This window comes from Paraburkholderia aspalathi (genome assembly GCF_905220735.1).
Classification (GTDB): Bacteria; Pseudomonadota; Gammaproteobacteria; order Burkholderiales; family Burkholderiaceae; genus Paraburkholderia; species Paraburkholderia aspalathi.
This window is the reverse complement of the sequence record NZ_CAJNBA010000001.1, coordinates 1,567,609-1,588,868: the sequence shown is the minus strand read 5'-3', so window position 1 is coordinate 1,588,868 and position 21,260 is coordinate 1,567,609. Positions and strand designations below refer to the sequence as shown.

22 protein-coding genes are annotated in these 21,260 nt (G+C 62.5%); 8 read left to right on the top strand and 14 right to left on the bottom strand.

The features are described 5' to 3' along the window. The first annotated feature begins 62 nt into the window (after positions 1–62). Positions 63–1,178, top strand: coding sequence for a succinylglutamate desuccinylase/aspartoacylase family protein (locus KHO30_RS07040; protein ID WP_200621560.1), 1,116 nt, complete (start codon positions 63–65; stop codon positions 1,176–1,178). Between the two features lie 159 nt (positions 1,179–1,337). Here the strand turns inward: KHO30_RS07040 and KHO30_RS07035 are convergent, their stop codons facing one another. Further along, positions 1,338–2,144, bottom strand: coding sequence for a MetQ/NlpA family ABC transporter substrate-binding protein (locus KHO30_RS07035; protein WP_093634794.1), 807 nt, complete (start codon positions 2,142–2,144; stop codon positions 1,338–1,340). Positions 2,145–2,443: 299 nt separating this feature from the next. Between KHO30_RS07035 and KHO30_RS07030 the strand changes: the two genes are divergently transcribed. Next, positions 2,444–3,586 (top strand): porin, encoded by a 1,143-nt coding sequence (locus KHO30_RS07030; protein WP_211700411.1) that lies wholly within the window; start codon positions 2,444–2,446, stop codon positions 3,584–3,586. Between the two features lie 117 nt (positions 3,587–3,703). Here the strand turns inward: KHO30_RS07030 and KHO30_RS07025 are convergent, their stop codons facing one another. Next, positions 3,704–4,027: a type II toxin-antitoxin system HicB family antitoxin gene (locus KHO30_RS07025; RefSeq protein ID WP_200652609.1), complete on the bottom strand. Its 324-nt coding sequence runs from the start codon at positions 4,025–4,027 to the stop codon at positions 3,704–3,706. Then, complete coding sequence (locus KHO30_RS07020; protein ID WP_063499892.1) at positions 4,017–4,268, bottom strand: hypothetical protein; 252 nt, start codon at positions 4,266–4,268, stop codon at positions 4,017–4,019. The genes KHO30_RS07025 and KHO30_RS07020 overlap by 11 nt, the downstream gene beginning before the upstream one ends. A 157-nt stretch (positions 4,269–4,425) precedes the next feature. Between KHO30_RS07020 and KHO30_RS07015 the strand changes: the two genes are divergently transcribed. The 3 genes from KHO30_RS07015 (at position 4,426) to KHO30_RS07005 (ending at position 6,674) form a co-directional block, all read left to right on the top strand. After that, positions 4,426–4,815 (top strand): DUF6232 family protein, encoded by a 390-nt coding sequence (locus KHO30_RS07015; protein ID WP_211700410.1) that lies wholly within the window; start codon positions 4,426–4,428, stop codon positions 4,813–4,815. 149 nt (positions 4,816–4,964) lie between these two features. Continuing rightward, positions 4,965–5,306, top strand: coding sequence for a hypothetical protein (locus KHO30_RS07010; RefSeq protein WP_211700409.1), 342 nt, complete (start codon positions 4,965–4,967; stop codon positions 5,304–5,306). A 264-nt stretch (positions 5,307–5,570) separates the two neighbouring features. Further along, entirely contained in the window at positions 5,571–6,674 is a 1,104-nt protein-coding gene (locus tag KHO30_RS07005; RefSeq protein WP_211700408.1) for a hypothetical protein, read from the top strand. A gap of 101 nt (positions 6,675–6,775) precedes the next feature. On the opposite strand, the gene KHO30_RS07000 is transcribed toward KHO30_RS07005, so the two are convergent. After that, positions 6,776–9,229, bottom strand: a complete 2,454-nt coding sequence (locus KHO30_RS07000; protein WP_093634800.1) for a glycogen/starch/alpha-glucan phosphorylase — start codon at positions 9,227–9,229, stop codon at positions 6,776–6,778. A 755-nt stretch (positions 9,230–9,984) separates the two neighbouring features. Between KHO30_RS07000 and KHO30_RS06995 the strand changes: the two genes are divergently transcribed. After that, complete coding sequence (locus KHO30_RS06995) at positions 9,985–11,352, top strand: MFS transporter (RefSeq protein WP_211700999.1); 1,368 nt, start codon at positions 9,985–9,987, stop codon at positions 11,350–11,352. Positions 11,353–11,412: 60 nt separating this feature from the next. Here the strand turns inward: KHO30_RS06995 and ltaE are convergent, their stop codons facing one another. From ltaE to KHO30_RS06980, 3 genes are all read right to left on the bottom strand, one after another. Further along, positions 11,413–12,420: a low-specificity L-threonine aldolase gene (gene ltaE, locus KHO30_RS06990; RefSeq protein ID WP_200621289.1), complete on the bottom strand. Its 1,008-nt coding sequence runs from the start codon at positions 12,418–12,420 to the stop codon at positions 11,413–11,415. A gap of 168 nt (positions 12,421–12,588) precedes the next feature. Continuing rightward, complete coding sequence (locus KHO30_RS06985) at positions 12,589–13,353, bottom strand: murein hydrolase activator EnvC family protein (RefSeq protein ID WP_200621288.1); 765 nt, start codon at positions 13,351–13,353, stop codon at positions 12,589–12,591. Between the two features lie 146 nt (positions 13,354–13,499). Beyond that, positions 13,500–13,811, bottom strand: a complete 312-nt coding sequence (locus KHO30_RS06980; protein WP_054041883.1) for a cupin domain-containing protein — start codon at positions 13,809–13,811, stop codon at positions 13,500–13,502. Positions 13,812–14,059: 248 nt separating this feature from the next. Here KHO30_RS06980 and KHO30_RS06975 point away from each other — a divergent pair, with 248 nt between their 5' ends. Next, complete coding sequence (locus KHO30_RS06975; protein WP_093634804.1) at positions 14,060–14,380, top strand: hypothetical protein; 321 nt, start codon at positions 14,060–14,062, stop codon at positions 14,378–14,380. 168 nt (positions 14,381–14,548) lie between these two features. Beyond that, complete coding sequence (locus KHO30_RS06970) at positions 14,549–15,313, top strand: DUF2968 domain-containing protein (RefSeq protein ID WP_211700407.1); 765 nt, start codon at positions 14,549–14,551, stop codon at positions 15,311–15,313. Positions 15,314–15,444: 131 nt separating this feature from the next. Here KHO30_RS06970 and KHO30_RS06965 read toward each other — a convergent pair whose 3' ends face one another. The 7 genes from KHO30_RS06965 to KHO30_RS06935 all read right to left on the bottom strand — a co-directional run bounded on the left by KHO30_RS06965 (position 15,445) and on the right by KHO30_RS06935 (position 21,033). After that, the gene (locus KHO30_RS06965; protein ID WP_093634806.1) at positions 15,445–15,762 is read right to left on the bottom strand and encodes a DUF4148 domain-containing protein; all 318 of its coding nucleotides are present in this window, start codon (positions 15,760–15,762) and stop codon (positions 15,445–15,447) included. Positions 15,763–16,027: 265 nt separating this feature from the next. Beyond that, the gene (gndA, locus tag KHO30_RS06960; RefSeq protein ID WP_200621285.1) at positions 16,028–17,437 is read right to left on the bottom strand and encodes an NADP-dependent phosphogluconate dehydrogenase; all 1,410 of its coding nucleotides are present in this window, start codon (positions 17,435–17,437) and stop codon (positions 16,028–16,030) included. A gap of 231 nt (positions 17,438–17,668) precedes the next feature. Continuing rightward, positions 17,669–18,319, bottom strand: a complete 651-nt coding sequence (locus KHO30_RS06955) for a DUF938 domain-containing protein (protein ID WP_211700406.1) — start codon at positions 18,317–18,319, stop codon at positions 17,669–17,671. Positions 18,320–18,331: 12 nt separating this feature from the next. Further along, entirely contained in the window at positions 18,332–18,937 is a 606-nt protein-coding gene (locus KHO30_RS06950; protein WP_211700405.1) for a pyridoxamine 5'-phosphate oxidase family protein, read from the bottom strand. A gap of 103 nt (positions 18,938–19,040) precedes the next feature. Further along, positions 19,041–19,910, bottom strand: coding sequence for an NAD-dependent protein deacetylase (locus tag KHO30_RS06945; RefSeq protein ID WP_200652601.1), 870 nt, complete (start codon positions 19,908–19,910; stop codon positions 19,041–19,043). Positions 19,911–19,960: 50 nt separating this feature from the next. Then, positions 19,961–20,191: an oxidoreductase-like domain-containing protein gene (locus tag KHO30_RS06940; protein ID WP_200652600.1), complete on the bottom strand. Its 231-nt coding sequence runs from the start codon at positions 20,189–20,191 to the stop codon at positions 19,961–19,963. A 77-nt stretch (positions 20,192–20,268) separates the two neighbouring features. Further along, on the bottom strand, positions 20,269–21,033 hold the full coding sequence (locus KHO30_RS06935; protein WP_200621282.1) for an SDR family oxidoreductase: 765 nt from the start codon (positions 21,031–21,033) through the stop codon (positions 20,269–20,271). Positions 21,034–21,260: the final 227 nt, after the last annotated feature.

Sequence of the window (21,260 nt, the reverse complement as noted above, 5' to 3'; positions counted from 1 at the left end):
CCTTTCCCCTTGTAATCAACGACATAGCGCGGCACGCCCCAAATGCCCGCGGATTGAAAATCATGCAAACCCAAACCCATCCGCTGATTGCCCCGACGCTCGGCACCGCCCGTAATCTGACGAGTTTTCACTATGGTCCCGGCGGCGGGCAGAAGATTTACATCCAGTCGTCGCTGCATGCCGACGAGTTGCCTGGCATGCTGGTTTCGTGGGCGTTGCGCCGCAAGCTCGCCGCGCTGGAAGCCGCCGGCAAGGTGCGCGGCGAAGTCGTGATCGTGCCGGTGGCCAATCCGATCGGTCTGAATCAGCACTTTCTCGGCCATCTGACGGGCCGCTTCGAAACCAACAGCGCGCAGAACTTCAACCGCAATTTCTACGAATTGTCGGCGCTGATTCAGCCCGGCATCGAAGCGCGCCTGACCGACAACATCGACGCCAATCGCACGGCGATCCGCGCCGCGATGCGCGAAGCGCTCGACGCGCAGGGGCCGGTCACCGAACTCGAATCGCAACGTCTGGCGCTGCAAAAGCTCTCGTATGACGCCGATGTCGTGCTCGATCTGCACTGCGACTGGGACGCCGCGATGCACATCTACACGAACCCGGACCTGTGGCCGGAAGTCGAGCCGCTTGCCTGCTATCTGGACGCCAAGGCGTCGCTGCTGGCGCTGAATTCGGTCGGTAATCCGTTCGACGAAATCCACAGCTTCTGCTGGTCGGATCTGCGCGGCCGTTACGGCGACCGTTTCCCGATTCCGAACGGTTCGGTCTCGGTCACGATCGAACTGCGCGGTCAACGCGACGTGTCGTACGAGTACGCGGAGCGCGACGCTCAGGCGATCATCGAGTACCTGACCTCGCGTGGCGTGATCGACGGCACGGCCGCTCCGCTGCCCGCGCTCGAATTCGCCGCCACGCCGCTGGCCGGCGCCGAGCCGATCGTCGCGCCGATCAGCGGTGTGCTCGTGTATCGCTGTGAAGTCGGTACCTGGGTCGATGTCGGCCATGAGATCGCCGATATCGTCGATCCGTTGACCGATCGCGTCATCACGCTGAAGAGCACCGTAGCCGGTGTGTTGTATGCGCGGCATTTGACGCGCTTCGCGACGGCCGGGCTGGAATTCGCACGCATTGCCGGTGCGAAGGCGTTCAGAAGCGGATCGTTGTTGAGCAACTAACTAAGGAACAATTGAAGCCGCGCTTTCGCAGGATTCATCTGTAAAAGTTGCGCCTGCAAAGCAAAACGCCCGCTATTTCAGCGGGCGTTCTGCGTTTACGGGTCTGTTGCAAAAGAGCGGATTACTCAAAGGCGACCGGAAAGCCGCCTGTAAAACCGCTCAGAAAGCCGGAATGATCGCGCCTTTGAACTGCGTGTCGATGTATTTGCGCACTTCATCCGACTCATACGCCGCGACCAGCTTCTTGACCCACGGCTTGTCGCGGTCCTGCGCGCGCACGGCGATCAGATTCGCGTACGGACCTTTGAGGTCCTCGATTGCGATCGCGTCTTTCGTCGGCTGCAAGCCGGCCTTCACCGCGTAGTCCGTGTTGATCGACGCCGCGTCGAGGTCGTCGAGCGAGCGCGGCAATTGCGCGGCGTCGAGTTCCACCAGCTTGATCTTCTTCGGATTCTCGGCGACGTCGAGCGGCGTGGCGTTGACGCCGTTCGTGCCGACGCCCGGCTTAAGCTTGATCACGCCGTACTTCTGCAACAGCAGCAGCGCGCGGTTGCCGTTCGACGGATCGTTCTGGATGCCGACCTTCGCGCCTTCCGGCAAGTCCTTGAGCGACTTGAGCTTTTTCGAATAGAAGCCCATCGGCGACACATAGGTCAGGCCGACGTTGACGATCTTGTAGCCGCGCTGCTTGATCTGGCTATCGAGAAACGGCTGGTGCTGGAAACCGTTGGCGTCGAGGTCGCCGGCGTCAAGTGCCGCGTTCGGCTGCACGTAGTCGTTGAATTCGATGACCTTCACATTCAGCCCTTCGCGCGCCGCCACCTTGGTCACGACCGACCAGATTTGTGCGTCCGGGCCGCTCATCGTGCCGATCTTCAGTTGTTTGTCGTCGGCGTGCGCAAACGTTGCCGTCAGCGAAACGGCGGCGATAGCGAGCAGATTCTGGATGATTTTCCGGCGTTGCATGCATTTCCCCACAAGCGATTTTGATTGGCAGGTGCGGATCCTCGCATGCAGCAAATGCCCCTGAAAACCAATCGTTTTTCACACGCTTATATGCACGATCTGGAAAAAGCTTATGCGCGACGTGCCTTGCTCGATTTCAACTGGCAATGCTATGTGAGTGTCGCGCCAGCGCGACAGATTACAAAAATAAGCAAAGCTGTCACATACCTTACTCTGCATTCCCTTAAATTTCGGTCCATCTCACGACCTTACCTAAGAGTACGGCGTGGTGATCGCTTAATTTTTAATCGGAGAAAGTCTTGAACAAGAAAGTATTGGCCGCCGCTACGCTCGCCGTCTTCGCCACCGCCGCACACGCACAAAGCAGCGTCACGCTGTATGGCTTGATCGATGCCGGTTTCACCTATGTCAACCATGCTGGCGCTCAAGCCCAGAAGCTTTATCAATACGGCGACGGTGTCGCCCAAGCCAGCCGTTGGGGCCTGCGCGGTACGGAAGACCTCGGCAATGGCCTGAAGGCGCTGTTCACGTTGGAAAACGGCTTTAACTCCGGCACCGGCGCGCTCGGCCAGGGCAGCTCGCTGTTCGGCCGTCAGGCATACGTCGGTCTGTCGCAGAACGGCATCGGCACGCTCACGTTCGGTCGCCAATACTCGTTCTCGACGGACTTCCTGGGTGGCGTGTACAGCAACGGCAGCCAGACCGTCGCGGGTAACTACGGCTATCACATCAACGACGTCGACCAGCTCACGTCGAGCCGCGTCAGCAATGCGGTCAAGTTCACCAGCGCGAACTTCGCGGGCCTGACCTTCGGCGGTATGTACGGCTTCTCGAACCAGGCTGGTGCATTTGCTGGCGCGCCGGGCGCAACCGGTTCGTCGTCGGTATACAGCTTTGGCGTGAACTATGCGAACGGCCCGTTCGGCATCGGCGCTGCGTACACGGACATCCGCTACCCGGGTTCGGCATCGCCGACCACCTTCTCGACGACGCTCGCAAACTCGGCGATCAGCGGTACGGCTAAGGACCTGTCCACGGTCGGCGTTGGCACCAAGTACTCGATCGGCGCGGCAACGATGTGGGCTCTCTGGACGCACACGAACATCGAGCAGATCACCGGTCACATGACGACGTTCAATGCATACGAAGCAGGCGGCAAGTACGCCTTCACGCCGGCACTGACGGGCGCGCTGGGCTACACGTACATGCAGTCGAAGGACCAGACCAACGGCCACTGGAACCAGATCGACGCCAGCGTCGACTACGCATTGAGCAAGCGCACCGACGTGTACCTGCTGGGCGTTTATCAGGCAGCTGCGGGCAAGACGTCGAAGAATACCGGCCTGCAAGCGCAGATCGGCTCCAGCACGAGCAGCTTCCTGCCGGTGGCAGGCGCAAGCACGCAACTGGCAGTTCGCGCAGGCCTGCGTCACAAGTTCTAAGCGAGTTTTACCTGGTCGGCGAGGAGCGCAAGTTCCTTGCTGTCCTGAGGTTCTGGAAAACGCCCTGCGGGGCGTTTTTCTTTTGGGGGAGCGGTTTTCGCGTGCCCACGTCGACACTTATGCCGCGAGCTTCATACTCACCAGCCGATTCAGACTGACGCCCTGTTCAGCCGCTTGCATTGCGAGCGCGCGATGCTGCTGCGGCGGGATCCGAACTCTAAACTCGCCGCTGTAGCGCTTCTCGGCCAATGGTTCCGGTACCGCCTCCCCGCCTTCCTGCATATCTGCGACTGCTTCGGCGACCGCAGCGCGAATTCCCTTCAACGCGGCATCCGGCGTGCGCGCAAGCCACGACAAGGACGGAAACTCCGCGCACAAGCCGACATGTTCGCCGTCCTCGGGCGACCAGGTAACGCGATAGGTGTAGTGATCAGCGGGCATGTTGACTCTCCGTAAGCTTTTCTATGGCTTGTAATACCTGACGTACCTGGTACGCCTTGGCTTTGCCGTTATCGTTTTGAATGTTGACGCGAGGATCTCCCGGCCATGGGGTTTTGAACACTGCGTGGCTCGTGCCCGAGCGGCGTGGTTCGCCAAAATATTGCGTGCATACCTTGAGCAACGCCGAAAAGCGGACGTTGGTCGGCTCACGGCGCATCTGGCCAAGAATTTTCTCCGTCATGAACCAATGGTGCCATTAGTGATACCATTTTTCAAGCTTCCGGCCGAAGTGTGACACTGATCAAATCCGCCAGCAGCGTCTTCCTCCCCCCACCACTTCCAGCGCTGCCGCCGCATCTGGTACGCTGCGCCCTTTGCTACCGCTTGCATTGGACTCGATGGAAACCCCTTTCAACGACCGCGGCGTGTCGGTCACGCGTAACGCACTCTCGTCGGCCGGCCAGGTCTTTCCGCTGCGCGACATCGTCGACGTGCAAGTCGTCACCGTGCAGAAGAACAAGGCCCTGCCCCGTGCGATCTCGTTGCTTGGACTCGTGGGCGCTGTTGTCGGCGGGATATTGCGCTCGCCGGTCGGCATGGTGTGCGGCACGATGCTGGTCGTGGTTGGCTGGCTCACGTGGGCGACCCAGGACATCACGCATCGTCTGATGGTGCAGACCGCGAATGGTCTGCGTGAGGCGCTTATGAGCACCGATCGCGAGTTCGTGGAGCGCGTTGCCGCGGCCGTGCACGAAGCGAAGAGCGTCGCTGTAGCGCCCAAGGCCTGAGCAGCCGCCGTCCGATATACGCGAGGCGCGGCGCGTTAACACAAAATTGATTCGCGACGCGGCAGCTTTTGCGCGTCGTTGAGGCGCGCGTCGTTAGAGTGGTTGGGTGTCAACAACGCGCGCCGCCTCGCCGAATCGGCGCAATCAAGATGCTCACGTCAGTCGCAACGTCTGAAATCCCCCTCCCGCGCGCACCGCGCGAATCACGTCTTCCCCGCCGCACGCATGTCGTCGTTCCGCTCGTCATCATTGACGTCACTGTGCCCGGCACCTCGTCGGCACAAGGGCGGCGCGCGTTGCATACCGCTCTCGGCGACGATCTGCGCCTCTACGTCGTGACCGTCGACCAGCAACACGAGCGCGTAACCTTCCGTGTCGAAGTCACCTCGCGCACCCTCGACGACGTGATCGGCCTGCTGACATGCGCTCTCGACCGCGCCACGCTCGGCCGCGCGCAAACCACCGTAATCCGCCGTCCGCGCGACTATTGACATAGATCAACGCTTGCACGGGCGACTTGCTAGCCGTCCCCCAAACCTTTACACATCTTTGCAAATGCCCGCGGGTGGCCGTGTAGAGTCGCCGCTCCTGTTATCGCGTGTTCCCTCCCGCAGGCCCCCGCAAGCGTTCCGGTTTTCCCGCCCACGCCGCGGCAATCCAGTGAGATTGCTGCCAGTGCTGTTCGAGTTGTCCGACCCGCAGCCCACGATGCATCGCCTTCGCCAGGGACCCGCCTTTTTGCAAAGCGTGATCCTATGTTCCTGTCGTCTCTCGATGCCGCACGCCGGCATGTCGGTTCTCATTTTCTTTCTCAATTTCGTCGCTCAGCTTCGGCGGCACTGGTTGCAGCCGGCGCGCTCGCCGCGCTGACTGGCTGCTCCGTCACCTTCCCCACCCCCACGCCGCCAGCCCCCAATGCCGCGCTGATCAACGGCGGCAACGACGGTCTGCTGATTCCGCTGCACGTGGAGCGTGCCGACGAAGACCACGCACGCCTCGGTCTGCCGGTTCAACTCGACGGCAAGCCGGTTTACATGGCGCTCGACACGGGTACGCAAGGCACGCGGGTGTTGAAGTCGGTGCTGCCCGGTTCGGGCTATGCAAGCGCCGGCGGCGTGACATCGTTGTCGTTCGCGAACGGCGTGGAGGTGCTCGGCTCGGCCGTGAAGGTGCCGTTCAGCCTCGCCGGCACCACCCCGACGCCGATTGCCGCGCAAGCGGTGGACGTCGTGCGTTGCCTGCCGAACGCGCGCAAGTGCGTCGGCATGGACGGCTACAGCGGCGAATTCGGCTGGGCGTTTTCCGGCATCGTCGGCGTCGGCGCCGCGCAGCCCGACGACAACAGCTACACGCAACCGTTGCGCGCATTGCCCGGCAACATCGGTCAACGCTATCTGGTGCACGCGAACTTCGCGAAGCCGTACATGGTGTTGAGCCCCTCGAGCACCATCACCAAAAACTACACGACGGTGCCGATGACAATGTCGAAAGACGGCACGGCCCAATGGCCGCGAGGCTGTGTGAATGTGGGCAACAAGATGACTTTCTGTGCGCCGCTGGTGTTCGCAACCGGCAGCACCGGCATGATCCGCATCGAAACTGACAAAGCGCCCAACTGGACTGGTGACGGCGATGTCGGCAATGTGCTCGATCAGGGCAACTATGAGACGGCCATCGGCACTGGGTCGTGGGTGCACCGCTACGAAACAGCGCAAGTCACGATCGTCAAGGCGAAGCCGGACGCTAACCGCATCGTGGTCGGTTTGATGGCCATGCAGAACATCGACGTGTTATTCGATTTCCCGCGTGGGCAGTTCGGTTTGTATGCCGCGCAAGAGAGCGAACGATTCGCCCCGTGATAGTCATCGATCGATAAAGAAAGGCCGTGCGAAAAATTTCGCACGGCCTTTTTCATTTGAGCAAGCACCATACACAAACGTGCCTGCGTCACTCCACCCCGTCACTCCATACTGAGCGGGTTCACGTGCCAGATATTGCGCGCATATTCGCCGATCGTGCGGTCCGACGAAAACTGCCCCATGCCCGCGACGTTCTCGATCGCGCTCTCGGTCCACGCGCGCCGGTCGACGAAACGCGCATCCACTTCGTCCTGCGCTTTCGCAAACGCAGCGAAATCGGCGAGCACCATATAGTGATCGCCCCAATCCACCAACGTGTGGAAAATGTCCGAGAAGCGCAGCGGATCATCCGGTGAGAAGTAACCCGTGCGAATCTGGTCGAGCGCCATGCGCAGTTCCGGATTCTCCTCGTAGACTTGCCGCGGCCGGTAGCCAGTGGCGCGCAGGTTGTCCACTTCATCAGCGGTATGGCCGAAGATGAAAATGTTGTCGCGTCCCACCGCGTCGCAGATCTCGATGTTCGCGCCGTCCATCGTGCCGATCGTCAACGCGCCGTTCAACGCGAGCTTCATGTTGCCGGTGCCTGACGCTTCGGTGCCGGCCATCGAAATCTGCTCGGAGAGATCAGCCGCTGGAATGATCAACTCGGCCACGCTCACGCCGTAGTTCGGCACGAACACCACCTTGAGGCGATCGCCGATCAACGGATCGTGATTCACCTTCTCGCTGACATCGCCGATCAGCTTGATGATCGTCTTCGCCATGCGATACGCGGACGCCGCCTTGCCGGCGAACATCACCACGCGCGGCACCCAATCGCGCTCCGGATTCGCGCGAATCTGGTTGTAGCGCACGATCACGTGCAACACGTTCAGCAACTGCCGCTTGTATTCGTGAATACGCTTGACCTGAAGATCGAACAACGCATCGGGATCAAAGTGCAGTTTGGTGTGATGCGCAAGCCGCTGCACGAGCCGCAGTTTGTTCTGCCGCTTCGCTTCATGAAAGGCGTCGATGAACGCGCTGTCGTTGCGCAGACTGCGCAGTTGCTCCAGCTCGAACAGATTGCTGCGCCAATGCTTGCCGATCTGCTGATCGATCAGCGACGAGAGCGACGGACTCGCCTGCGCCAGCCAGCGCCGCGGCGTGATGCCGTTGGTGACGTTGGTGAAGCGGTCCGGATAGATGCGCGCAAAGTCGGAGAAAATATCGCGCGTCATCAGTTGCGAATGCAACTTCGATACACCATTCACCTTGTGACTCGCGACGATCGCCAGATACGCCATCCGCACGCGACGCTGGCCATATTCGTCGACCAGCGAAATGCGGCGGATCATCTCGCCGTCGTGTCCCGATTGCTCGCTGACATGCTTGAGAAAGCCCGCATTGATCTCGAAGATGATCTCCAGATGCCGCGGCAAAAGACGCGCGAGCATCTCGACGTCCCACGTTTCGAGCGCTTCGGGCATCAAGGTGTGGTTCGTGTACGAGAAAATCTTGGTGACGTGATGCCACGCCTTGTCCCACGGCTGATGATGAACATCCACCAGCAAGCGCATCAGTTCCGGAATCGCCAGAACCGGGTGCGTGTCGTTGAGATGCACCGCCACCTTTTCGGAGAAGCGGCCAAACGTGCTGTGCGTGCGCTGATAGCGGCGAATCAGATCCTGCATGGTCGCCGAGACGAAGAAGTATTCCTGCCGCAGCCGTAGTTCGCGGCCGGCCGGCGTCGAGTCGTCCGGATACAGCAGGCGCGAGACGTTCTCCGACATGTTCTTCGTATCGACCGCGTTGCGGTAGTCGCCACGATTGAACGCACCGAGATCGAGTTCTTCGGTGGCGCGCGCCGACCATAGGCGCAGCGTATTGGTCGCGTCTGTCGCGTAACCTGGAATGACGGTGTCATACGCGGTGGCGTTCACATGCTCGGTATCGATCCACTCCACATGCTCGCCGCGCTGCACCGTGCGGCCGCCGAAGTGCACCATGTACTTGATCTCGGGCCGCGGAAACTCCCACGGATTGCCCGCGCGCAGCCAGTAGTCCGGCGCTTCGACCTGCTCGCCGTCGACGATCTCCTGACGGAACATGCCGTATTCGTAACGGATACCGTAGCCGAAACCCGGAATGCCGAGCGTCGCCATCGAATCGAGAAAACAGGCGGCGAGCCGCCCGAGGCCGCCGTTGCCGAGGGCCGCGTCCGGTTCGATATTGACCAGCATGTCCATATCGACGCCGAGATCCGCAAGCGCTTCCTTCATCTGATCGTGGATGCCGAGCGCCAGCAACGCGTTCGTAAACGTGCGGCCGATCAGGAATTCCATCGACAGGTAGTAGACGCGTTTGACGTCCTGTTCGTACTGCAGGCGCGTGGTCTTCATCCAGCGCGCGACCAGCCGGTCGCGCACGGCGAGCGCCGCGGCGTGCAGCCAGTCATGTGGATGAGCGGTGACGGCGTCCTTGCCGACGCCGTACATCATGCGATTGGAAATTGAGCGCCGTAGCGCGTCGACGGTACTGTTGAGCTGGTCGAATTCCAGATCGACGGCTGTCATCGAGGCCTCCGGGGAAAAAACGACGCGACATACGCGAACCGCATAGATGACGGACGGGAGGCGCGTGTCGGTCAGGCGGGTTAGCAAACAGAGTACGACATTTTACGGCGCAGGAACACCGCCGGGCGCGAGCGGGTGCTCATGCACATGCCATGCCCGCCGACATACGGGGCTTCACGCATTTCACACGCATTCCGCGCACGCACGCGGTGCAAAGGCAGCCTGTGCGCGGCACTGGGTGCGTGCATCGGCCCGCAAAACAGGCAAACGATATCAAGCGATGAAAGCCGACTGCATGGGAGAGAGGCAGCACGATTATCTTTGTCGACGTGTGACGTGCCGATGAATGCGTTGACCGGTTCAATACGTGGTCAAATCGGCGCGCCTCGTCTGCTGAACTGTTATGCCGAAGCGATATGCGATAACGAAGCGCCGCGCCGATTCGAAGATGCCGGGCGGACTTGACCGTTAGTTGCGTTAGAGACGTCCGATCAAGCGCCCCGCCCTGCCGGTCTCCCAGCACGATTTCCACGTCTCTGTAACAATCACTTCATTCGCCGCGCGCGCCGCCCTGACCGCTGGACTCTGGCCCCGCGCTTCACGCCACGCAACCCTGCCGCCTGCACGCCGCAGCGCCGTCCCTCCGACGCGCCCGGCGCTGCGGCATGCATAACCCGACGAGCCACGCCTTGTCCGACAAACCCAGCGCCACCCGTGGCGCCACGCTCGACCAGACCTTTCCGGCGGACGGCCCGATGAGCGCCGCCAATCGCCGCGCGATGGCCGCGATCATGCTCGCCGTCGCGCTCGCCACGCTCGATACCGCGATCGCCAACACCGCCCTGCCCGCCATCGCGGCGGATCTGCACGCGGCGCCCGCGGCTTCGGTGTGGATCATCAACGCCTACCAGCTCGCAATGGTCGCGACACTGCTGCCGCTCGCCGCACTCGGCGACATCGTCGGGCATCGCAGGATTTATATCGGCGGCATTGCGCTGTTCACGCTGGCGTCGCTGGCCTGCTCGCTCGCTTCGACACTGCCGATGCTCGCCGCCGCGCGCGTGCTGCAAGGTCTCGGCGCGAGCGCGATCATGAGCGTCAACACGGCGCTGATCCGCTATCTGTATCCGCCGCATCGACTCGGACGCGGCCTCGGCACTAACGCGTTGATCGTCGGCGTGTCGTTCGCGGTCGGGCCGACGGTGGCCTCGCTGATTTTGTCCGTTGCCGCGTGGCCGTGGCTGTTTGCGGTCAACGTGCCGCTGGGTCTGCTGGCGCTGGCCTTCGCATGGCCGGCGCTGCCGCACACCGAGCGCGGCAAACACAACTTCGACCCGATCGCGGCGCTCCTCAACGTGATCACCTTCGCCGCGCTGATCTTCGCGCTCGGCGAAGCGGCCCAGCGCGCCTCAACGCAACTGGTGCTGAGCGCGGCCGCGATCGCCGTGGTGTTCGGCGTACTGCTGATTCGTCGTGAAGCCGGTCACCCCGCACCGATGCTGCCGGTCGATCTGTTCAAGCGGCCGGTGTTTGCGTTGTCGGCAGTAACTGCGGTGTGCTCGTTCGCCGCGCAAGGGTTGGCGTTCGTGTCGCTGCCTTTCTACTTCGAGGACGTGCTGCATCGCAGCCAGGTCGAAACCGGCTTTCTGATGACGCCGTGGCCCGTGGTGGTCGCGCTGGCCGCGCCGCTGGCAGGCAGTCTGTCCGACCGCTATCCACCGGGCCTGCTTGGCGCGATCGGTCTGGCGGTGATGTCGGCGGGGATGGCGTCGCTGGCGTTGCTGCCGGTGCATCCGCATGTGCTCGACATCGGCATCCGCATGGCGATTTGCGGCGCGGGCTTCGGCTTCTTCCAGTCACCCAACCTGAAGGCATTGATGGCGAGCGCACCGCCCGAGCGCAGCGGCGGCGCCAGCGGCATCGTCGCGACTGCCCGGCTGCTCGGGCAGACCACCGGCGCTGCGCTGGTCGCGCTGAGCTTCGGTATCGCCGGCCGTCATGGGCCCACACTCGCGCTCAGCGCCGGCGCCTTCTTTGCCGGCGCGGCGAGCCTTGCAAGCGGACTGCGGCTGTTCGCGCCTTCGCATCGCTCAGGCGCGCACGCGAAAGCGTCGGCGAAGTAAACAAAACGGGCGCACTGCTGTGGCAGTGCGCCCGTTTTTTCTTCCCGGCATTTCGATCGATCAATGCGCGGCGAAATACCCCTTCACCGCGGCGATAAACGTATCGATATCCGCACGCGACACATCCTTATGTGTGACGAAGCGCGACGCATACAGCATCTGCGTGAGGATCCCGCGCTCCTTGAGCCACGCTTCGAGCGGTACGCAATGTTGCTGCGGAAAATGCGCAAACACCATGTTGGTCGCGATCGACTGCACCTTGACCTGGTCGATCGATTCCAGACCGGCCGCCAGATGCGCGGCGTTCGCGTGATCGTCGGCGAGACGCTCGACGTTGTGATCCAGCGCGTACAGGCAGGCCGCCGCCAGCACGCCGGCCTGACGCATCCCGCCGCCCAGCACCTTGCGCCAGCGATGCGCCACGTCGATCAGCGCCTGGCTGCCGACCAGCACCGAGCCGACCGGCGCGCCCAGGCCCTTCGAAAAACAGATCGAGACTGAATCGAACCGTTCACACAGCGCCGCAACCGGCTTGCCCGATGCAACCGCCGCGTTGTAGACACGCGCGCCGTCGAGGTGAGCCGACAAGCCATGCTTACGCGCCAGCTGCACAGCCTCGTCGACATAACCCGCCGGCAGCACTTTGCCGCCGATGGTGTTTTCCAGCGCCAGCAGCCGCGTACGCGCGAAGTGGTTGTCGATCGGCTTGATCGCGGCGGCGATCTTCTCGAGCGGGATCGAACCGTCGGCGGCATTCTCGAGCGGCTGCGGCTGAATGCTGCCGAGCACCGCGGCGCCGCCGCCTTCGTACTTATAGGTATGCGCCAACTGGCCGACGATGTATTCGTCGCCGCGCGCGCAATGCGCCATCAACGCCGCCAGATTGCTTTGCGTGCCGCTCGGAAAGAACAGGCCGGCTTCCTTGCCGGCACGCTCGGCGACCGTTGCCTGCAGACGCAGCACGGTTGGGTCGTCGCCCCAGACGTCGTCGCCCACTTCGGCGGCCGACATCGCCGCGAGCATGGCAGGAGTTGGACGGGTTACGGTGTCGCTGCGCAAATCGATCATGGTGAAAACCTCGTGTGTCCCTGTTTGTGTCAATGCATGACAGCCTGTGATCGCCGGCCCGCGTACCGCTTCATCTGCTTCGATGAACGGCCACGACTCCGGCTGTTGAGCCACACAGTGTATTCAATTAATTAACGCGGCGCTGAAAACCGCGCTAATAGGCGCGGTTCACCCACCCGACTTCGGCAGCCACGCAAGCGGGTCGACCGGCTGGCCATTCTGACGGACTTCGAACTGGATCGACGCCACGCCGCGGCTATCCACGCCGACTTCGCCGATGGTTTGTCCCTGCGCGACAGCATCGCCTTCCTTGACCAGCAGCGTGCTGTTCTGCCCGTAGGCGGTAATCAGCGAATCGTCGTGCTTGATGATGATGAGCGGACCGTACGCCTCGATACCCGTGCCGGCGTAAACCACCCGGCCGGTCGCGGCGGCCTTGACCGGATCGCCTGCGTGGCCGCCGATCACGATACCGTTCGACTTGCCCGGCGCAAAGGCTTTCAGCACGGGACCCCGCAACGGCCACAGCAGCACGCCTTGCTGCGGCACGCCGGGCGTGCCAGGCGTCGCGGCAGCGCCATTCTGACCGGCAACACCGACCGGCGGCGTCACCACGCTACCCGACGCCATGGGCGGCGCCACTCGCAGCACCTGCCCCGGATTGACCGCCGCATTCGCTGCGAGGCCGTTCCATGCCGCAATCTCCTGCGGCTTGCGACCGTACGCCGACGCGATGCCCGCCAGCGTGTCACCCTGATTGGCGCGGTAGTAACCGGCTGGCACAGGGACGGTGCCAAGGGTAGTCGGGCGGGACGGCGCACTGCTATAGAACGGCGTGCTTTCCCACGGCATCGACGTACAACCGCTGATCATCACGCCGAGTGTCGCCGAGATCAGCAACCGGGTCGCCGTGAATTGCCATTGTCTTGTCATGTGATTTTCCTCGACACTTAGATTCAATCGGATTCAATCAGCCCCAAGCATTCGCCGTGCCGCTCGCCACGGGCGCCACGGCACTTATCCATTATGCCGCCGTGCGCGCTGGCAACGGCTTCGACACGGCATGGGCCAAGGAACCGTCAGACACTGCCCTCGGCCTCGACCACCAGAATGCGCGCCACACCGATCGGATGCGCAACGTGTTCGGTGCCCACCGACGCGTAGAACACATCGCCCGTTTCCAGAATCGCCGACTGTTCCACGCCGCCTTCCCGATAGCGCATCTCCACGCGGCCGTCGAGCACGGCGAACACTTCCTCGCCGTCGTTGACATGCCACTTGTACGGCTGATCGGTCCAATGCAGGCGCGTCGTAATGCCGCCCATGTTGGCGATATCGAGCGCGCCCCACGGACGCGTCGCGGTGAAGCTCTTGCTGCGAATGATCTTCATGGTGAATAGTGGGTTGAGAAGCAGACGCTGTCGACGCGTTATCCGTGCCGCATACCAAACCGCCCGGCCCAGCGGGATCACGCGTTTCGACCGACCCCATTATAGGTGTTGCGGCAGGCGCAACCGCCGCCACACGGCCGGGCGAACGCATTCGTGTGATTATTGAATCCTTTTAACCCTCGCCTATACTCAGTCATGCTGCCGCAACGCACCGTACGCAAACGCCTGGATCCAGCGAGGAGTTGAGGATGAACAAAGCCACGTTTCTGGCCGTGCAACTCAACGTCGACGATATTGCGGCGTCGCCCGGTTTGGTCGAGTTGCTGAACACCCATCTGATTTTCGCGGCAGACGTCGCCGAAGCCGCCGACGCGCTGGTCCAGCTGGCCAGCATCGCGGGATTGTCGAGCGGCGTCGAAGCCAGCGTCGAGATTCCGGCACTGGCGATTGAACGGCTGCGCGAGGCGCTCGACAATCTCAGTGGTTACGACGAATCCTGGTTGCTTGCCCTCGAACCCAGCCGCGCGCTGTTCGATGAAATAGGCCGCCGGCATCGCACCTTGCATTAAAGCTGCGCTCGCGGAAAACGCATCCGCACTGCCGCGCACCCCGGTGCTCAGTTGCTAGTACCGCCGGTCCGCCACTTTTCGCTCACCGCCCGAACCGCCAGATTGTCCGGCATGCTTGACTGTCGACGCCGTCTGAAGGTTTCGGGCGAGTCAACCGGAGGAACCGCCGTGAAAAGTCTCCTGAACCGCCGCAGCGTGCTGGCAGGCCCATCGCATCTCGTGCAGGTCGCACGAGAGAACGCCGCCGATTCCGTTTCGCCCGACGACAGCGAGGAGGCGGCGCTGGCCGCGGCGGCCGGCGTCACGCCCGCTGCCGCTGGTGCCCAGCCCGCCGCCCCCGTCGCCGAGCCGGCGCGGCCGGTAACGACGTTACGGCCGGTGCCGGTGGTGCCTTCGCAGGTTAGCGCGCGCGGCGTGCAGATGGCCGACACCGCCGAAATCGAATGGCTCGCCGAAGAAGAAGCGCTGACGCCGTTCCGCGTGTTCCGCAGCTTCGCCTATTCGGTCAGTCTGCTGTTCCACGCGAAGGAACTGACGTACTACGTCGCGCTGTATCAGGACGGCTCGCTGTGGCGCGCGCTCAAAGCCGCCGACCTCGAAGCCGCGGAAGCGGCCTTCCATCACTTCGAGGAACAGGCGACGCGGCTCTCCGAAGGCGAAACGCGCCGCGCGCAACTCGAGGCGCAAAACGAACAGCTGGCGCGCATGATCGCGCGCTCCGAGGCGCAGGCCGAACGGCTGCGCACGGATCTGCAACGGCGCGGCGCGCAGGAACAGACCGTGTCGAACCGGCAGCATCAGGTGCGCAAAGAGGTGTCGCAACTGGAAGCGCAACGCGTCGCCGCGCAGGCGCATCTGAACAAGGCGCATCGGCAGATTCATCAGTTGAATCTGACCAGCAACGAAGGGATTCCGCATTTGCCGAACCGTTGAAGCGCGCCTTGAAATCGATCTGACGGCGAGGCAACGCCGTAAACGACAAAACGCCGCCCGGCAATCCGGTCGGCGTTTTTTTATTACCCGCCGCCTGTCAGCCAGGCGGCGTTCACATCAGTTTCGGCGAATTAGTTGCCAAAGTAGACCGAGTTACGGTCGTTGCCGGTCAGCGGACGGCCGGCTTGCGAGGTGCCAGCGATCGGTGCGCCGTAGCCGCTGTTCACAGCTTGAGCGGTGCCGTTCTGTGCATCGACGCGGGCTTGCGCAGCTTGCAGGTTAGCCGGGTAATCGACATGATCGCCGATCGGGTTGTAACCGGCCTTTTCCAGTTGCACCAGTTGAGCGCGCACTTCAGCGCGGGTAAGCGGCTGGTTCGATTGAGCGAACGAAGCAACAGGAGCGACCAGAGCGGCAGCGACGACAACTGCAGAGATAAGAGTCTTCATGATGTAAACCTCCAGAACTTGTATTTAATGTGCTTTGGGCTCGTTGTCCCGTAGCGCTTAAGTAGAAGTTTAGGAGCGGCAACATCTAGGGGAAACCCCTAAAACGATGAAACTCTATTCCGAAATTCGCAATAGTAGAGGGTCCAGCGTGCTGCCACGCTATCTGCACGATAGCTATCAGCAATAATTGCCCGCCTTGAATTCAATCGCTTATGTGGCCCGGCGCGCCTTGCTGCAAGCGCGCGCCGGGCCACGATTCAAACGCTCAGCTCCAGTTCGCGTGGAAGCTGCCCGGCTTGTCGATACGTTCGAACGTGTGCGCGCCGAAGAAATCGCGCTGAGCCTGCACCAGGTTCGCCGGCAGGCGTTCCGAGCGATATGCGTCGAAATACGCCACTGCCGAAGCGAATGCCGGCACCGGCACGCCAGCATTGATGGCGGCAATCACGACTTCGCGCAACGCCGACTGATAGTTCTTCGCGATGTCGCGGAAGTACGGATCGAGCAGCAGGTTGGCGATCGCCTTGTCTTTCGTATAGGCGTCGGTGATCTTCTGCAGGAAGCGGGCGCGGATGATACAGCCGGCGCGGAAAATCTTCGCGATCGTGCCGTAGTCCAGATCCCACTTGTACTCTTCCGATGCCGCGCGCAGTTGCGCGAAACCTTGTGCGTACGAAATCACCTTGCTGAAGTACAGCGCACGGCGCACCGATTCGATGAACGCGTCACGCTCGGCGCCGAGCGGCTTGGCTGCCGGCCCTTCCAGCACCTTGCTCGCGGCCACGCGCTGAGTCTTCAACGACGACAGCACGCGTGCGAACACGGCTTCCGTAATCAGCGGCAGCGGTGCGCCGAGGTCGAGCGCGTTCTGGCTGGTCCACTTGCCGGTGCCTTTCTGCGCCGCGCGATCGAGAATCACGTCGACCAGATCCTTGCCGGTTTCTTCGTCTTTCTTCTTGAAGATCTTCGAGGTGATTTCGATCAGGTAGCTGTCGAGTTCGCCCTCGTTCCATTCGGTGTAGACCTTGGCCAGTTCCTCGTTCGACAGACCGACGACCTGCTTGAGCACGGCATAGCTCTCGGCGATCAACTGCATGTCGCCGTATTCGATGCCGTTGTGCACCATTTTCACGAAGTGGCCCGCTCCGTCCGGACCCATATACGCGACGCACGGCTCGCCGTCCGGCGCCTTGGCGGCGATTTCGGTGAGGATCGGCGCAACCAGGTCATAGGCGTCGCGCTGGCCGCCCGGCATGATCGACGGGCCTTTCAATGCGCCCTCTTCGCCACCCGACACGCCCGTGCCGATGAAATGCAGGCCGGCTTTCGCCAGTTCCTGATTGCGGCGGATGGTGTCGGTGAAATGCGTATTGCCGCCGTCGATCAGGATGTCGCCCTTGTCCAGCAGCGGCTTGAGCGACGCGATGGTGGCGTCGGTCGGCTCGCCTGCCTTGACCATCAGCAGAATGCGGCGCGGTTTTTCCAGCGACTCCACGAAGTCTTCCAGCGTGAAGGCCGGCACCAGCTTCTTGTCCGGATATTCGGCGATGAGTTCGTCGGTTTTCTCGCGGCTACGGTTGTACACCGACACCGCGTGGCCGCGGCTTTCGATGTTGAGCGCCAGATTGCGGCCCATGACCGCTAGCCCCACCACGCCGATTGCCTGTTTGCCCATGTGAATTCTCCAGAGTCCAAAAAATGTCGAGACGCCGCGCCGGAAAGAACGTCGGCGGAACGTCGAGGGTGAAAGGATAAAAGAAATGCCGGCTTGCCGCTCGCTGACGCGCATTTGCGCTCAGCGAGCAGGCTTTCCACTGCGTGCGGGCCTCAACTTTAGGCGGTGCCCGGTGATGCGCTTTATGACGCACCGCTTACACACCGCACACACCGCATTACGCAACGTCTGTCAGACCCGCGCCGCGTCCAGGCGTTTCCTGAAAACCAGGCTGAAATTGTTCGCCGGCATCGCGATCGGCTCGTCGCACACGAGCCCGACCGATGCGCCCAACGCGACCACCGCTTCCATGTCGCGCACGCCCCACGCGGGGTCGCGGCTGCGCAATTGCTGATCGAACGCATCGTTGCTCGGCGAGGTATGCGCGCCACCGCGTTTGTAAGGGCCGTACAGATACAGTACACCGCCGTCGACCAGTCGGCGACTCGCGCCGGCGAATAGCGCTTGCGTCGCGCTCCACGGCGAGATGTGAATCATGTTGATACAGACCACGGCGTCAAACTGATCGGGCGCATTCAGCGTTTGCACACCCCACTCCGCCTGATGCACGTCGAGAGCGAGCGGTGCGCGCACGTTCGCCAGCCCTGCATGCGCGATCCACGCCGCAATCGACGCACGCGCGTCCGCATCGGGATCACTCGGTTGCCAGTCGAGCCCGGGCAATGCGCCGGCGAAGCAGATAGCATGCTGCCCCGTGCCGCTCGCGATTTCCAGCACACGGCCGGTAGCCGGCAGCACTTCGCGCAATACGGCAAGGATCGGTTCGCGATTGCGTTCGGCGGAGGGCGAATGTTGCCGCAACGCCGGATGGGAATCAGTCATGTTCGGTTTGTTTCAGTACAGGGTCGTGCGCACGCGTTCGGCGAGTTCACGGTCGTAGGTCGCGGCATCGAAACTGGCGCCGTTGATGCGCTGGTGGATCTCGCCGGCACTCGGCAGGCGCGAACGTTCGATATGACGCGCGGGATCCCACAGTTTCGAGCGCACCAGCGCCTTCGAGCAATGAAAGTACACCGCTTCGACGTCGATCAGCAGCACGGTGCGCGGCAGTTTAGCTTCGACGGCAAAACTGTCCAGCAATTCCGGATCGTTGGAAATGCGGCCGCGGCCGTTCACGCGCAAACTTTCGCCGACGCCCGGAATGATGAACAGCAGCGCCAGGTGCGGCTCAACGATGATATTGCGCAGACTGTCGACGCGATTGTTGCCGATGCGGTCCGGCAGCGCGAGCGTGCGTTCGTTGATCACACGCACGAAGCCCGGCGCGTCGCCGCGCGGCGAACAGTCGAGGCCTTCCGGACCCGCAGTGGCGAGCACGACGAAGGGCGCGACTTCGATGAACGCGCGATAGTCTTCGTTGACGTAGGGAATCTCTTTCTTCACTGCGCGTTCGTGGGGCTGACCGTAGATTGCTTCGAGCTGTTCGATCGTCGTCAACATCGGCGTTCCTTTTGCGGGACGGTTGCTTTTCGTGAGGGCGGCACTGCGTGGGATTGGGATTATCGACGATTTGTGCGAGCCGCGCGCAGCTCGGGCGGCCCGCTCAATCCAGTGCCAGACGCCCCGCCAGCGCAGTCAGCGTGTCGGCACAGGGCGCGGCGATTTTCAGCGACAACAGCGGATCGGCGCGCGTGCGCCCCAGATTGATCGCGACGATCGGCTTGCCCTGCTTCTGCGCCCACACGCAGAAGCGGTAGCCCGAATAGACCATCAGCGACGAGCCGACCACCAGCACCGCGTCCGCCGCATCGAGCGCATGCGAAGCCGCTTCGACACGCTCGCGCGGCACGCTTTCGCCGAAGAACACCACGGCGGGCTTCAACAAACCGCCGCAGTTCGTGCACGCCGGAACGCGGAAAGCGTCGAGATCGTGCCACTCCAGATGCGCGTCGCCGTCGGCGGCGGTTTCGGCCGTGACATCCAGCAACGCGGGATTGTCGGCTTCGAGCGTGCGCTGGATCGACGCGCGCGAATGCTGCGTCCCGCAGTCCAGACACGTCACGCCGTCGATGCCGCCATGCAGTTCGATCACCTCGCGGCTGCCGGCCCGCTGATGCAAACCGTCGACGTTCTGCGTGACGAGCGTCGGCACATGGCCGGCTGCCTCGAGCCGGGCGAGAGCGGTATGCGCGGCATTCGGCTGCGCGTCGGCCACCACCGGCCAGCCCACCATGCTGCGTGCCCAATAGCGTCGGCGCATCGCAGCCGTGCCGAGAAATTCCTGCAGCGTGATCGGCGGCGAACGTTTCCATTCGCCGTTGTCGTCGCGATAACCTGGAATGCCGGAATCAGTGCTGATGCCCGCACCGGTTAGCACGAACAGACGCGGATAACGCTGCACGAAGGTATGCAGGTCGTCCAGCGTGTGCGTTTCGTTGAAGGGTTCGATGGGCGCGGGCTGAAGGTCGGTCATGACGGGGACGGGGTATGGCTGCGGCCTTGGCGTAAAACCTGAAACACCGTTTAGCGGCGCGTACGCGGTTTGCTGTGCCGCGCTTGCACCGTTTGTACCTTTTGCACCCTGAGTGCCGCCTGCCGCGCTTGCCATTCGGCGAGCGCTGACTGATAGCGCTCCAGTGCTTCATCGTAGAGATCGAAGACACACGGATTGCAGCCGCTATGACAACAATCGTCGAGGTCGGGCTGCGCGGGCGGCACCGGCTGCGGGTCGTCCTTGGGTGTGGCGCGGGGCACGGCGAATCGCTTTTTCCAGAAGGCGGGAAGCGCTCAGTATAAGTTGATCTCCTGCGATGCGTGCGGACGCGCCCTGCTCAGCCCCGTCCGACGAACGGCATCTTGCTCGCCATGATGGTCATGAACTGCACATTCGCGGACAGCGGCAATTCCGCCATATGCAGCACCGCGTCGGCGACGTGCTGCACGTCCATCAACGGCTCGACCGCGATTTCGCCATTCGCCTGCGGCACGCCGCGCGCCATCCGCTCGGCCATTTCCGTCGCCGCATTGCCGATGTCGATCTGCCCGCACACGATGTCGTATTTGCGGCCGTCGAGCGAAACCGCTTTGGTGATGCCGGTAATCGCGTGCTTGGTCGCCGTATAGGCAATGCTGTTCGGCCGCGGCGCATGCGCGGAAATCGAGCCATTGTTGATGATGCGGCCGCCCCGCGGCGTCTGCGTTTTCATCAGACCGAATGCGGCACGAGTGCAGAGAAACACGCCTGTGAGATTGGTGTCGACCACCGAGCGCCATTCGTCGATATCGAGCTCGTCGATATCCACCGGCGAGCCGTTACGGCCCGCATTGTTGAACAGCACGTCGAGACGGCCGCGCCGCGAGCGGATCGTGTCGAACAGCGCAGCGACGCTATCGGCATCTGTCACGTCGCAGGCCACGGCAAGCGCATCGCCACCGAGTTGCTGCGCTTCTTCGACCACGGCGTCGAGCGGCGCCTGGCGACGGCCTGCGAGTACGACGCTATAACCATGTTCCAGCATCTTGAGCGCGCAGGCCCGGCCGATGCCACTGCCCGCGCCCGTCACCAGCGCGACCTTCTTGATTCCCGTTCCTGTCACAGCACTTCTCCCGCTCGGTTTCTTTGGCCCTAGCACCATACAACAGCAGGTCACCCATCACAAACGCAACGGCAACGGCGCAGCCGTCGCGAAGCATGATGTCTTTCAGATTTCTTTCATTACTTATCGTTACCTTCCGCAACAGCGCCGCGTTGCGCATCAATGGTATGGTTGGCTGTTGCGCGTCACGCGCGCGATTCAGGGCCCTCCAAGGACGGAGGAAGGAA